This is a genomic window from Mesorhizobium sp. WSM4820, assembly GCF_055811075.1.
Genome location: NZ_JBVVQN010000006.1, coordinates 26,396 through 38,200 on the forward strand (window position 1 = coordinate 26,396; position 11,805 = coordinate 38,200).

An 11,805-nucleotide genomic window follows, 5' to 3' on the forward strand; every position below is an offset into this window, starting at 1 on the left:
GATGCCGAAAAGTGTGAAGCGGTTTTCGGACGACATCATGCTCTATCTCTTGATTTAGAGCCGGATTCAGATTTCAGGTCGACTTGACCTGAAATCATCCGGCTCTAGGGGCCTTGTGGCCCGGTTTTTGCTCCGTGAAGAGCGAGAAACTGCTGCGTCGCCCGGACGGCATCGCCGCCGATCGCCGCATCAGTCAATTTTAGCCGGTCGCCGAGCAGCAGGCGGATCTGCACGTCGCGGGCGACCAGCCCGAAAAAGGTTCGGAATGCCTCTTCGGCATCCGAGAACTCGAGAAGCCCGGCCTGCCGACCGGCCTCCAGCACCGGCTTCAGGCGCCGGGCCAGCGCGAAGCGACCGTTCTCCAGCACGATGGCGCCAAGATCGTCGTTCCCCGACCCGGCACGGCCAATGGCGACGCGGTTCAGCGCGATCGATGTGTCGCTCGAAATCACCTTGAGCCAGTCCGAAGCGAAGCGTGCGAGGCTCACCGTCAGCGAAGCCAAGGTAAGCCCCTTGCCGTCGACCGGCACCACCCGCACCTTGGAGGCCTGCCATTGCACAATTGCCGTCAACAGCCCGTCGCGATCGCCGAACCATTTGTAGAGCGTTTCCTTGGAACAGCTTGCCCGCCGCGCCACCGCGGTCATGGTCAACTGATCGCCCTCCTCGACCAGCAGGCGAAGTGCGGCGTCGAGCACGGCTTTCTGCCGCTCGGTCAGCGCTTCGCTGGTGTCGATGTCGACGCTTGCCTGCAACAAACTCTTTTCCTGCTCGATAACGGCGGCGACCAGGGCCGTACCGTACGTTACGGTTCGGCGCGTCTATGACGTATTGTCGGACCCGGGGCAAGCCCTATCTCCGCCTTTTTGACACTTCCAGGCCGGAAACGGCCACCGCTCGTACGGCCACCGCTCGTACGGCTTATCGCGGAGAGAAAAATGCTCGTCGGCCTGCTTGCATTGACTGTTGCCGCCGCTTTCGCGGGCGCCGCCATTTATATCAGCGTTGCCGAGCAACCGGCGCGGCTTCGCCTCGACGACCGTGCACTGCTGCAGGAATGGCAGCCTTCCTACAAGCGCGGCGCCGCCATGCAGGCGTCGATTGCCGTCGTCGCCTGTGTTCTTGGTGTCGTTGCCTGGTGGCAGACCGGCAGTCTCGCCTATCTCACGGGGGCGGTGCTGATCATCCTGCCATGGCCATGGACGCTGATCGTAATGATGCCGACAAACCGGTTGCTGGAGGCGATGGACGCGGCCGCCGTCAATCTGCAAGCGAGGGCGCTGATCGTCAAATGGGGCAATCTGCATCTGGTTCGCGTTATGCTTGGCGTGCTGGCGGCACTGGCATTCCTCTGGGGCAGTGCCTGACGGCTGCAAGCGACCTTCAGCGCCAGCGGGACCACATCACTCCGGCATCGCCGGATGACGCAGCCGCCCGAGCAGAGCCAACAAGGTTTCCAGGTCATCATCGGAGAGCCTGGCGCCGACCAGCTCGGCGATCGATTGTCCGTAGACGGCCCACATCCGGCGGCGCATCTCGCGCCCCTTGCCGGTGATGCGGACCGTCTGTCCGCGACCGTCATCGGCAACCCTGAGCTTCTCGACCAGCCCGTCCGCTTCGAGCCGCGCCAGCAGCCGCGAGACGTTGTACTGCGCAAACAGGGTGCGCTCGATCAGCTGGAACGGCCGCAAGCCGCCCTCGCCGGCTTCGGCAAGCTCATGCAGCACGTCGTACCAGGCAAGCGGCGGCAAGCCGGCGTCCTTCAGCGCGTCTTCGGCTCGTTCCAGCAGCTGGCGCGAAACGCGCATCAGGCGCGCCCAGGCTTTGATGGCCGCCGGCGAAGGATTCTCCGTCATGATGCAGCATAGGCGATAGATGCAATTGCATCAAGCTTGCCAATGGATGCAAATGCATCTATATAGATGCAACTGCATTTATATCGGAAGGCACTGCCATGAAACATGAAACCTGCGAGATCGCCAACATCCTGGAGACAGGCGGCCTGGTGACCGACAAGCTCGTTCTCGTCAGCCACCACCTTTGTCCCTATGTGCAGCGCGCGGCGATCTCGCTCTGCGAAAAGGACGTGCCGTTCGAACGCCTCACCATCGATCTCGCCAAAAAACCGGCCTGGTTCAAGGCGATATCGCCGCTCGGCAAGGTACCGCTGCTGCGCGTGCGGCAGAATGGCGAGGAAACCGTGATCTTCGAATCGGCGGTCATCCTCGAATTTCTCGAGGAAACGCTGGCCAACCCACTCCACCCTGCCGACCCGCTGGCCCGCGCCCGGCATCGCGCCTGGATCGAGTTCGGCTCGGCCATCCTCAACGCCATCGGTCGATTCTATTCCGCTCCGACCGAGGCCGCCTTCCTTGCCGAAAGCGAAACTCTGTCGGCAATGTTCGATCGTCTCGAAGCGGAACTGGCGGCTGGCCGGACTGGGCCATGGTTTGCCGGCGAGCGCTTTTCACTGGTCGATGCAGTCTATGGGCCAGTCTTCCGCTATTTCGACGCCTTCGATCGGATCGGCGCGTTCGGCATGCTGAGCGGAAAGCCGCGTGTCGAGGCCTGGCGAAAGCGATTGCACGAACGCAAGTCGGTGAAGGACGCCGTCACCCCGGACTATCCACAGCGCCTCCATGTATTCCTGCAAGCCAAGGGTTCGCACCTTTCGAAACTCATCCGCCGCAGCGAGGCGGCCACTGCGCTTCCTTGATACCGATCCGCCTGAACGGATCGACCACGGTTCCAGCCACCATCGAGGCAAGGATGTTTGGCGCCGGCGGGATTCTTGCCACCGACGCCACCAGCCTGTCGCGGACGAACGGCATCACGGTCGAATCCGACTGGTAGAACGGCGTCAGCATCAGCGACAGCGCCTGAAAGACCCGGACATGCCATCGCCGCGCCTGGACATAGACCTCCAGCGCAGTATCGACACGATCCGTTCCTATGAGCGCATAGTTGAGCGCCGCTGCGTCGAGCAGCGCCATGTTCGCCCCTTGCCCGAGCTGCGGGCTGGTCGAATGCGCCGCGTCGCCGATGATCGCCCATCGCCGTCCGGCCGGCACCTTGAGGGTGTGATGGCCGTAGCGCGCCAGCGAAAGCTGATCGAAACTGTCGATCTGGCGCGTGAACGCCTCGCATTCGGGCCACAGCCGAACCACCCTCGCCTTCCAGGCGTCGAGGCCTGTCGCCCTGACCTGCTCTGCGTCCGCCGGCTTCAGGCTCCAGAAGAACGCCGCCATCTTCTCGGCGCCCGGTTCCGGCCTGCCGATCGGCAGCACGCCGATCATCACGCTCGCTCTGTCGTAGCGCTGCAGCAGCGCGTGCTCATCGAAACCGTCGCCGCGCCAGCCGAGCGACGCCCAGAACGCGCCATAGGCGAGCGGCCGAGGTTCACCCGGGCTCTCTACGCGCTGCCGCAATCTGGAGCGCGAACCGCTAGCATCGACGACCAAATCGAACGGCCCTATCCTTCGCCCGTTGCCGCAGATCAGCGTTGCCCGTTCGCCGGTTTCCAGCGTCTCGAGCTCGACGCCGGTTTCGATGGCGATCGCCTCGCGCTGGACGGCGCCGAAAAGCACGCCGAACACGGCCGCTCGGTGCACCGCCAGCCCGAAACGACTGCCGCGCTGCGCAGCATAGCGGACGTCGAGCACGGTGCGGCCGGTTTTCGCATCGGCGCCATGCAGGCGGTCGATGCGGCTGCCCAGCGCCAGGATATCGTCGAGCAGGCCAAGATCGGCAAGCACTGTCAGCCCGGTCGGCTGCAGGATCAGCCCGGACCCGACCGGCTTTGGCTCGTCGAAGCGCTCGAAGATGGTGACCCGATGCCCGGCACGCTTCAGATAGAGCGCCGCGGCCAGCCCGGCCGGGCCGGCGCCGGCAATCGCGATGTCCAGAGAATTGCCCATTGCCGCCGAATCGTCTCGCCCAGGCCGGACAATCCTTCAGCGCTATCGGCAAATCAAGCCATCGCTCCTGGTATCGATGAGTCAGGTCTCGGCGGCGTCGAAAGCGTTCCGCGCAGCGCGCACCGCGCCATGATTGAGCTCGGCCCATTGGAGCAGCTGATGCAGGGGCCCGAACATCGAGCGTCCGAGATCGGTCAGACTGTATTCGACGCTCGGCGGCTTGGTCGGGAAGACCTCGCGATGGACATAACCGTCGCGCTGCAAATCGTGCAGCGTCTGGGTGAGCATGCGCTGGGAAATGTCGGGCACCAGCCGCCGCAATTCGCCGAACCGGTACGGCTTTTCGGCCAGCGCCATCATCAGCAGCGAACTCCATTTGTTGCTGATGCCCTGGATCACGTCGCGCACGGGACAGTCGGCAAGGTTGCCGCCGCCGCTGCACGCTTTGTAAATCTCGAGCTTCGACTTCAGACTGACGACCTTGCTGTCCATCGCTGGTTCCCTGCGCCTGCCTACCTCCCGCAAAACTGCCTTCTTTACGAGGGTCGGTCAATTCCTATTTTAGTGCTGGTCTCTTTTTGAGACTTATATAAGCACCCGCCGCTCCGGCGCAACGACAGGACTTCCCATGACCGATACCCTTCTCGTCACCGGCGCCTCCGGCCAGCTTGGCCGCGGCGTCGTCGATCATCTGCTGGACACGCTCAAGGTTCCGCCCGCACGGATCATCGCCGCCACCCGCAATCCGGAAAACCTCGCCGAGCTGGCAGCGCGCGGCGTCATCATCAGGCAAGCCGATTTCGATGACACGGCGTCGCTTGTCGAAGCATTCAAGGGCGCCGGCCGGGTCCTGATCATCTCGACCAGCGAGCTCGATCTTCGGGGCAAGCGGCTCAAGCAGCATGAGAATGCCGTCGCAGCCGCGAGGCAGGCCGGCGTTTCGCATCTGCTCTACACCTCGATGCCCAATCCTGAGCCGGGATCGCCGGTGCTGTTTGCGGGCGATCACTACGGGACCGAGCAGGCGATCAAGGCGAGCGGCATCCCCTACACGATTTTCCGCAACGGCTGGTATCAGGAGAACCTGTTCATGTCGCTGCCGCACGCCATTGCCTCGGGACACTGGTATACATCCGCGGCCGACGGCCGCATCGCCCATGGCGCTCGCGACGACATGGCCGCGGCGATCGCTGCCGGTCTTGCCTCAGGCGCCAGCGAAAGCACGACATACACGCTGACCGGTCCGCAGGCCCATACCGTCGCCGAGATCGCGGCCCTGGTGACCGACGTCACCGGAAAGCCGATCGAGGTCGTCCAGCTTTCGGACGAGGCGTTGACCGAGGGCCTGAAGGCTGCCGGCGTTCCCGAGGGCTTTGCCCCAATCGTCACGTCTTTCGACACCAACACGCGCTCCGGCCGCATCGGCATGGTGACCGACGCGATCGAGACACTGTCGGGCAGGAAGCCGCAATCGCTGAAGCAGTTTCTTGAAGCGAACAAGGCAGCGCTGGCCGGCTGAAGGCCGCAGAGTTTCTGACAAAGGCCGTGCCTTTCGACAGGCACGGCCTTTGGTCTAGATAGCCACCTGCGTTCCGATCTCGACCACACGTCCAGTCGGGATCTGGAAATACTCCGTCGCATCGGCTGCCGTGCGCGCCAAGCCGATGAACAGCTTGTCCTGCCACACCGGCATGCCGGAGTTGGGTGACGCCTTGAGCGAGCGCCGCGACAGGAAGAAGGATGTCGTCATGATGTCGAACTTCCAGCCCTGCTTGCGGCAGATCGCCAGCGCACGCGGGATGTTGGGCTGTTCCATGTAGCCGAAGGTCAGTGTCACCCGCATGAACAGATCGTTGATGGTTTCCATCTTGACCCGGTCGCTGTCGGGCACCACAGGCTGCTGCGCCGTCACCACCGAGAGGATGACGTTCTGTTCGTGCAGCACCTTGTAGTGCTTCAGGCTGTGCATCAGCGCGGTCGGCGCGCTGACCGGATCGCTGGTCAGGAACACCGCCGTGCCGGACACCAGCTGCGGTTTCTTTTTCAACAGATTGGCAGCAAGGAAATCGAGCGGAATCTCGTTCCTGCGCGTCTTGTCGAACAGATAGCGGCTGCCGCGTATCCAGGTCCCCATGATCAGCCCCATGATGCAGGCCACGGCGATTGAAACCCATCCGCCTTCCACGAATTTCACGATGTTTGCCAGGAAGAAGCCGGTGTCTATCGTGCCAAACAGCAGCGCCAGCGCCGCAGCCAGCGCGGTCTGCCATTTCCATTGCCACCGCATCACCACGAACAGCAAGATCGTGGTCATCAGCATCTCGCCTGTCACCGAAATCCCATAGGCGGAAGCCAGCGAACTCGAACTGCCAAAGCCGACGACCAGCAGCATCACGCCGAGCGCGAGAATAAGGTTCACGCGCGGCATGTAAATCTGGCCAAGCTGCATCTCGGAAGTATGCTGAACTTCGATCCTGGGCAGAAGATTGAGCTGCACCGCTTGCCGGGTCAGCGAAAACGCCCCGGAGATAACGGCTTGACTGGCGATGACAGTCGCTGCTGTTGCGAGCCCGACCATCGGTATCAGTGCCCACTCCGGCAGCATCTGGAAGAACGGATTGTCGGGCACGCCGCCATGAGCAAGAACGAATGCGCCTTGCCCAAAATAGCTGAGCAGCAGGCAGGGAAAGACGATCCAGAACCAGGCCAGCACGATTGGGCGGCGACCAAAGTGGCCGAGATCGACGTAAAGCGCTTCGGCACCGGTAACCGCCAGAAAAACCGCACCGACGGTGAGAAACGCACCCGCTTTGGCTTCGGCAAGATAGGCGACTGCATAGTAGGGGTTGATTGCCAAAAGCACCGACGGATCATCGCTAATGTGCACCAATCCGGCAATGCCGATCGCCAGGAACCAAAGCGCCGTCACGGGCCCGAAAACCGAGGCCACCCTGCCGGTCCCGAAGCGCTGCACGGCGAACAAGACGGCAAGAATCACCAATGTAATGGGAACCACGTATGGATCGAACGCCGGGGTCACGACGCTCAGCCCTTCCACCGCTGAAAGCACCGAAATGGCCGGCGTTATGATCGCGTCGCCGAAAAACAGTGCGGCTCCGCACAGACCGATGACAAGAATGATGCCGGAACCAGCCGGATAGGCTTTCCGGGCCAGCGCCATAAGCGACAGGGTACCGCCTTCACCCTTGTTATCCGCCCGAAGCACGAAGGCGACATACTTTATGGTCACGATAATCGTCAGTGCCCAGACGATCAGCGACAGAATGCCCAGGACGGCACTGCGCGGATCGGTGCCGGACGAAGCATGCAATGCTTCGCGAAGCGCATAGATAGGGCTGGTGCCGATATCACCATAGACCACGCCGAGGGCGCCCAGCATCAAGACCTTGGTGCTGTGCTTTTCGACCTCAGGATGGCTGGATTGTTCGACTGGTTCTGCCTCACTACCACTGTTGGTAAGGGCCATGGACGACACTCCGATAAGCGCGCGGTGCTCTACGCTTGCTGCGATGCAATATCAAGTGCCCCTACGTGATGGCTGCCATGTCCGCAAAGCGAGGCTTCCATCTCTACCACCCACAGGCCTTCAGAAATCTTTTGACCGTATTGGCCATGCCATACTCCAACGCATCGGCTGTCAACCCATGTCCGATCGACACTTCAGCCAATGCCGGGATGCGCTTTGCCAACGCCGGCAGGTTGCTCACCACCAGATCGTGGCCGGCATTGACCTGAAGCCCGGCGGCAAGTGCTGCATCCGCGGTTTTTCCCAACCTTTCCAGCTCATTCGCCGCTTTTGCCGAATCGGAATGAAAGCTGCCATACGGCCCCGTGTAGAGCTCGATCCGGTCGGCGCCGGTGTCGCGCGCGGCGTTCATGCCTGACGGATCCGGGTCGGAAAACAACGACACGCGAAAGCCTCCCTTTTTCAGCCGTTTGACGATCGGTGTCAGGAACGCCGCCTCGGCGGCAAAGTTCCAGCCATGGTCGGAGGTGGCCTGGGCAGGGTCGTCGGGCACCAGCGTCACCTGCTCCGGCTGGTGCTTTTCTACAAGCGCCAGGAAATCCTCGCTTGGATAGCCCTCGATGTTGAACTCTGCCTTGGGGAATTCGTCGTCGATCAGCGCCCTGATCTCCGGCAGGTCGGAATGCCTGGTGTGTCGCTCGTCGGGCCGCGGATGCACGGTCAGGCCATGCGCGCCCGCGGCCAGCGCCAGGCGCCCGAGCCCGATGAGGCTTGGCCACGGCAGGTCGCGCCGGTTGCGCAGCATGGCGATGGCATTGAGATTGACGGAGAGTTTTGCAGGCATGGCTTCTCGGGTCCGGATTAAATCGCGGCCATCTATACCGCCTTTGGCGGGAACAGACAGGGGGTTTGCGGTGTTCCAGAGGGACGGATAATATCCAGCAAGAGGAAGACCCGTGAATTATCTTGAAGACGTGCCGGCGGTTCGCCGCATCGACACCGACCGCGACGACCTGTTCGCCATCGACGTCGTCGGCCATGTCACGGCGGCCGACGCCGAAAACCTGTTCGGATTGCTGGAGGCCGCCTACGCGCTGCACCCGAAAATCGACGTGCTGGTGCGCCTGATCGACCATGAAGGCGTCGATTGGGCCGATGTGTCGGACCAAACGCTTGAACAGGGCACGGCCCATGCCGTGGAGCATGTCGGCCGCTGCGCTGCGCTCGGCGAGCCGAACTGGGTACCCAGCGCGCAGAGCTTGCTGCCTGCCTCCTCGCCTGTCGAGCTCAGGCATTTCGAGGCAAAGGACGAAGCATCCGCCTGGGAATGGCTCGACGCCAGACCGCTGGCCCCACGCTGACGCAGGTCGACCCCGTGCCAGTCCCAGATTCCTGGTCCATGGGAGCTGCTCGACCGGCCTATCTGACGATCGTTAGCCGTTCCGCCGCCCGCGTGATTGCCGTGTAGAGCCAGCGCTGGCGGGTTTCCTTGAACGCCCAACTTTCGTCGAAAAGCACGATCTCGTTCCACTGCGAGCCTTGCGCCTTGTGCACGGTCAGCGCGTAGCCATAGTCGAAATCGTCGAAGCGTTTTTTCTGCTGCCAGGGAATGTCGGCGTCCGGGTCCTCGAACGCCGCTTTGAGCAGCTTGATCTTGGCGACGCCGCGGTCCGGATCGTCCTCCTCCGGGGAGACCAGCAGATTGATGCCGGGTTTCACCGTCTCGCGCGACGAGGTCATCACCTTCCACAGCGAACCGTTGAGCAGTCCCTTGGCCGGGTCGTTGCGCAGGCAGACGAGCTTGTCGCCGGCCTGTGGATAGTCGGCATTGAACCCCTTCAGCTCGCGCAACCGCTGATTATAGCGACGCCGCGTCCTGTTGGTGCCGACCAGCACCTGGTCCGCCTTCAGCACCAGCTCCTGGGTGACGTCTTCCTTGCCGATCACCTGCGCCGCGCCATAGTCGCCGCGCATGAATTCGCGGCCCTCGCGCACGTCGAGCGCCAGCCGGATGATCGGGTTGTCGCGCGCCTGCCGGTGGATCTCGGTGAGCAGAATATCCGGTTCATGCTCGGTGAAGAAGCCGCCGCCCGAGATCGGCGGCAACTGGCCGGGATCGCCGAGAACCAGGATTGGCGTGCCGAAACTCAACAGGTCGCGGCCAAGCTGCTCGTCGACCATCGAGCATTCGTCGATGACGACGAGCTTGGCCCGCGAGATCGGGCTTTGCCGGTTGAGCGAAAAGGTCGGCGACATCGAAGTCTTGCCGGTCACCTCGTCCGAAACCGTCTCCTCGCCCTTCGGCCGATAGATCAGCGAATGGATGGTGCGGGCATTGACCGCGCCCTTGGAACGCAGCACCTGCGCCGCCTTGCCGGTGAAGGCAGCGAACTGCACCTGGCCGTCGACATGCTCGGCGAAATAGCGCGCCAGCGTCGTCTTGCCGGTGCCGGCATAGCCGAACAGCCGGAACAGCTGCGGCTTTCCGGTCTTGAGCCAGGTGGCGACCGCTTTTAGCGCATCGTCCTGTTGAGGAGAGAATTCCATCAGCGCGAGAGACCGGATTCGCGAGGGAAAGACAAGGCCGCCAACGATCATCGGCGGCCGGCCGCACCGCGCAATTTAACAGGCAAGGATCAGAACGTAAAGAGAACAAGCATGATTCGAGACGGTCTAGCCGGCCGTTCCGCCACGACCTTCGGTCGGGCCGCCACGACCTTCGGTCGGGCCGCCACGACCTTCTGCCGGGCTGGGATCGTTCTCGAGCAGGATCGGCTTGCCGTGCGGCGTTGCATGCGCGGCGCGTTCCCAGGCGGCAGCGAGCGCATCTACGTCGCCCTTGCCGGCAACCCCTTTTGCCGACAGCAAATTTTCCAGCGCCGCCAGCCAGTGCTCGTAATAATCGTGGCCATCGCTTGCGGCACCAGGCTGCTTGACCTCGGCGGACAAGGCGTCCGCCCATTCGCTCCAGGAGAACAGGCCGCTGTCGTGCAGCGCGACCGTCATGGCGAAGGCTTCCGCCTGCCACGGCTCGGCGAATGCCTGCGCATCCGCCGGCAGCGTGGCGGTGGCTGACTTCGCGTCACGCCGGCTCAAGATAGCTCTCCCAGGCATCGATCGACACGGTCAGCGTCGGGTCGGCGCCCTCGCCCCAGATCTCGGCGCCGTCAAAAACCACCGTATAGACCCATTGCGGGTTTTCGCCATGGCCATGTGCATTGGTGTCAGGGAAGACAAAACCAGCGCGCACCGCCTCGATCGTTCCCTGCTTGCCGCGTGCGTAGCGTGGCAACCTTGTGTGGCCGGTCGGATGGAAATTCTTCGTCCGCACCATATCGCCTGCCTTGAACCGGGCCGGCGCGGCGATCGGCCGGTCGCATGGGCCGCCCTTGGCCAACACATCAGGCACGTTTTCGGCCTTCAGCACCCGCTTTGGCGTCGCGGCAGGGTCGACCGCCTTGCCCGCGGCCAGATCGCGGTCGCTGACGAAGCCGTGCCGCTTTAGCAAGGTTTCGAGCGCCTTGATCCAGATCTCATAATAGCTCGAGCCATAATAGTCGGCGGGATGCAGCAATTCCCGCGCATGCCGGCTCTCGTCGATGGTCCAGGCGCCCATGGCGCCCGCGCACAAGGTCACGCCAAGCGCCCGCCTTTCCCAGGCGGCATGGAAACAGGGCTCGTCCTTTTCGGGTGCGACCGGCCCGAACCCCATCTGCCCGCCGAGATCCTGCGGCCCGTTCATGCCGGCTCCCGCGCCAGTCCGGTGCCGATCATCGCGTCGCGCGTCACCAGATCCGCCAGCCGCTCCTCGCTCCAGCTGTCGGTGCCCTTCGGCCGCATCGGCACGACCAGGTAACGCAGCTCGGCGGTAGAATCCCACACCCGGATCTTTGTCGTTGCCGGCAAGGTCAGCCCGAATTCCTCGAGCACGCCGCGCGGATCGATGACCGCGCGCGAACGATAGGGCGGCGCCTTGTACCAGACCGGCGGCAGGCCGAGCACCGACCACGGGTAGCAGGAGCACAGCGTGCAGACGACGAGGTTGTGCGTGTCCGGCGTGTTGAACACGGCCTGCATGTGCTCGCCCTGCCGCCCGGTGTAGCCGAGCGAGCCGATCGCCGCCCTCGCGTCGCGTTTCAGCAAAACGGCAAAGTCCGGCTCGACCCACGCCTTCGCCACCACCTTGGCGCCGTTGCGCGGACCGATCTTTGTCTCATAGGTGTCGACGATCACGTCGATCGCCGCCGGATCGATCAGCCCCTTCTGGGTGAGGATCGTCTCCAGTGCGCGCACCCGGGCGGCAAAAGGATCAAGCTCGCTGTCGTGATCATGATCGTGGGACATGGCCGTAAATTAAGGCTGCAAGCGTTCCACCGCAAGCGCCACGGCTTGGGCCAGCCC

At 63.2% G+C, this 11,805-nt stretch carries 14 protein-coding genes; 4 read left to right on the forward strand and 10 right to left on the reverse strand.

The features are described from left to right. Nucleotides 1-104: 104 nt before the first annotated feature. Nucleotides 105-758 carry a TetR/AcrR family transcriptional regulator gene (locus AC0L2R_RS11710; protein WP_473509024.1) on the reverse strand — a complete coding sequence of 218 codons (654 nt, stop codon included), beginning with the start codon at nt 756-758 and terminating at the stop codon, nt 105-107. Between the two features lie 180 nt (nt 759-938). Between AC0L2R_RS11710 and AC0L2R_RS11715 the strand changes: the two genes are divergently transcribed. Further along, nucleotides 939-1,367: an anthrone oxygenase family protein gene (locus tag AC0L2R_RS11715; protein ID WP_473509026.1), complete on the forward strand. Its 429-nt coding sequence runs from the start codon at nt 939-941 to the stop codon at nt 1,365-1,367. Between the two features lie 36 nt (nt 1,368-1,403). Here AC0L2R_RS11715 and AC0L2R_RS11720 read toward each other — a convergent pair whose 3' ends face one another. Then, the gene (locus AC0L2R_RS11720; protein ID WP_473509028.1) at nt 1,404-1,856 is read right to left on the reverse strand and encodes a MarR family winged helix-turn-helix transcriptional regulator; all 453 of its coding nucleotides are present in this window, start codon (nt 1,854-1,856) and stop codon (nt 1,404-1,406) included. A gap of 98 nt (nt 1,857-1,954) precedes the next feature. Between AC0L2R_RS11720 and AC0L2R_RS11725 the strand changes: the two genes are divergently transcribed. Continuing rightward, entirely contained in the window at nt 1,955-2,716 is a 762-nt protein-coding gene (locus AC0L2R_RS11725) for a glutathione S-transferase family protein (RefSeq protein WP_473509030.1), read from the forward strand. Here AC0L2R_RS11725 and AC0L2R_RS11730 read toward each other — a convergent pair. After that, entirely contained in the window at nt 2,679-3,917 is a 1,239-nt protein-coding gene (locus AC0L2R_RS11730) for an FAD-dependent oxidoreductase (RefSeq protein ID WP_473509032.1), read from the reverse strand. The genes AC0L2R_RS11725 and AC0L2R_RS11730 overlap by 38 nt on opposite strands. An 81-nt stretch (nt 3,918-3,998) precedes the next feature. Next, nucleotides 3,999-4,409 (reverse strand): winged helix-turn-helix transcriptional regulator, encoded by a 411-nt coding sequence (locus AC0L2R_RS11735; RefSeq protein WP_023798817.1) that lies wholly within the window; start codon nt 4,407-4,409, stop codon nt 3,999-4,001. A 136-nt stretch (nt 4,410-4,545) separates the two neighbouring features. On the opposite strand from AC0L2R_RS11735, the gene AC0L2R_RS11740 reads away from it, so the two are divergent. After that, nucleotides 4,546-5,436, forward strand: a complete 891-nt coding sequence (locus AC0L2R_RS11740; RefSeq protein ID WP_473509034.1) for an SDR family oxidoreductase — start codon at nt 4,546-4,548, stop codon at nt 5,434-5,436. Between the two features lie 54 nt (nt 5,437-5,490). Here AC0L2R_RS11740 and AC0L2R_RS11745 read toward each other — a convergent pair whose 3' ends face one another. Both AC0L2R_RS11745 and AC0L2R_RS11750 read right to left on the reverse strand, forming a co-directional pair. After that, nucleotides 5,491-7,404 carry a potassium transporter Kup gene (locus tag AC0L2R_RS11745; RefSeq protein ID WP_027154982.1) on the reverse strand — a complete coding sequence of 638 codons (1,914 nt, stop codon included), beginning with the start codon at nt 7,402-7,404 and terminating at the stop codon, nt 5,491-5,493. 103 nt (nt 7,405-7,507) lie between these two features. Next, on the reverse strand, nt 7,508-8,248 hold the full coding sequence (locus tag AC0L2R_RS11750; protein ID WP_473509036.1) for a pyridoxine 5'-phosphate synthase: 741 nt from the start codon (nt 8,246-8,248) through the stop codon (nt 7,508-7,510). A gap of 112 nt (nt 8,249-8,360) precedes the next feature. Here AC0L2R_RS11750 and AC0L2R_RS11755 point away from each other — a divergent pair, with 112 nt between their 5' ends. Next, the gene (locus AC0L2R_RS11755) at nt 8,361-8,765 is read left to right on the forward strand and encodes a SpoIIAA family protein (RefSeq protein ID WP_473509037.1); all 405 of its coding nucleotides are present in this window, start codon (nt 8,361-8,363) and stop codon (nt 8,763-8,765) included. A 58-nt stretch (nt 8,766-8,823) separates the two neighbouring features. Here the strand turns inward: AC0L2R_RS11755 and AC0L2R_RS11760 are convergent, their stop codons facing one another. The 4 genes from AC0L2R_RS11760 to nthA form a co-directional block, all read right to left on the reverse strand. After that, nucleotides 8,824-9,951, reverse strand: a complete 1,128-nt coding sequence (locus AC0L2R_RS11760) for an ATP-dependent DNA helicase (RefSeq protein ID WP_473491388.1) — start codon at nt 9,949-9,951, stop codon at nt 8,824-8,826. Nucleotides 9,952-10,077: 126 nt separating this feature from the next. Next, on the reverse strand, nt 10,078-10,500 hold the full coding sequence (locus AC0L2R_RS11765) for a nitrile hydratase accessory protein (protein ID WP_473509039.1): 423 nt from the start codon (nt 10,498-10,500) through the stop codon (nt 10,078-10,080). Then, on the reverse strand, nt 10,487-11,146 hold the full coding sequence (gene nthB / locus AC0L2R_RS11770; RefSeq protein ID WP_473509041.1) for a nitrile hydratase subunit beta: 660 nt from the start codon (nt 11,144-11,146) through the stop codon (nt 10,487-10,489). The genes AC0L2R_RS11765 and nthB overlap by 14 nt, the downstream gene beginning before the upstream one ends. Beyond that, nucleotides 11,143-11,748 carry a nitrile hydratase subunit alpha gene (nthA, locus tag AC0L2R_RS11775; protein WP_473509043.1) on the reverse strand — a complete coding sequence of 202 codons (606 nt, stop codon included), beginning with the start codon at nt 11,746-11,748 and terminating at the stop codon, nt 11,143-11,145. The genes nthB and nthA overlap by 4 nt, the downstream gene beginning before the upstream one ends. Nucleotides 11,749-11,805 lie beyond the last annotated feature (57 nt).

Coding starts and splice junctions, on each gene's coding strand:
- AC0L2R_RS11730 (WP_473509032.1), bottom strand. CDS start 3,917: ATGGGCAATTCTCTGGACATCGCGATTGCCGGCGCCGGCCCGGCCGGG.
- AC0L2R_RS11750 (WP_473509036.1), bottom strand. CDS start 8,248: ATGCCTGCAAAACTCTCCGTCAATCTCAATGCCATCGCCATGCTGCGC.
- AC0L2R_RS11745 (WP_027154982.1), bottom strand. CDS start 7,404: ATGGCCCTTACCAACAGTGGTAGTGAGGCAGAACCAGTCGAACAATCC.
- AC0L2R_RS11720 (WP_473509028.1), bottom strand. CDS start 1,856: ATGACGGAGAATCCTTCGCCGGCGGCCATCAAAGCCTGGGCGCGCCTG.
- AC0L2R_RS11725 (WP_473509030.1), top strand. CDS start 1,955: ATGAAACATGAAACCTGCGAGATCGCCAACATCCTGGAGACAGGCGGC.
- nthA (WP_473509043.1), bottom strand. CDS start 11,748: ATGTCCCACGATCATGATCACGACAGCGAGCTTGATCCTTTTGCCGCC.
- AC0L2R_RS11740 (WP_473509034.1), top strand. CDS start 4,546: ATGACCGATACCCTTCTCGTCACCGGCGCCTCCGGCCAGCTTGGCCGC.
- AC0L2R_RS11735 (WP_023798817.1), bottom strand. CDS start 4,409: ATGGACAGCAAGGTCGTCAGTCTGAAGTCGAAGCTCGAGATTTACAAA.
- AC0L2R_RS11760 (WP_473491388.1), bottom strand. CDS start 9,951: ATGGAATTCTCTCCTCAACAGGACGATGCGCTAAAAGCGGTCGCCACC.
- nthB (WP_473509041.1), bottom strand. CDS start 11,146: ATGAACGGGCCGCAGGATCTCGGCGGGCAGATGGGGTTCGGGCCGGTC.
- AC0L2R_RS11715 (WP_473509026.1), top strand. CDS start 939: ATGCTCGTCGGCCTGCTTGCATTGACTGTTGCCGCCGCTTTCGCGGGC.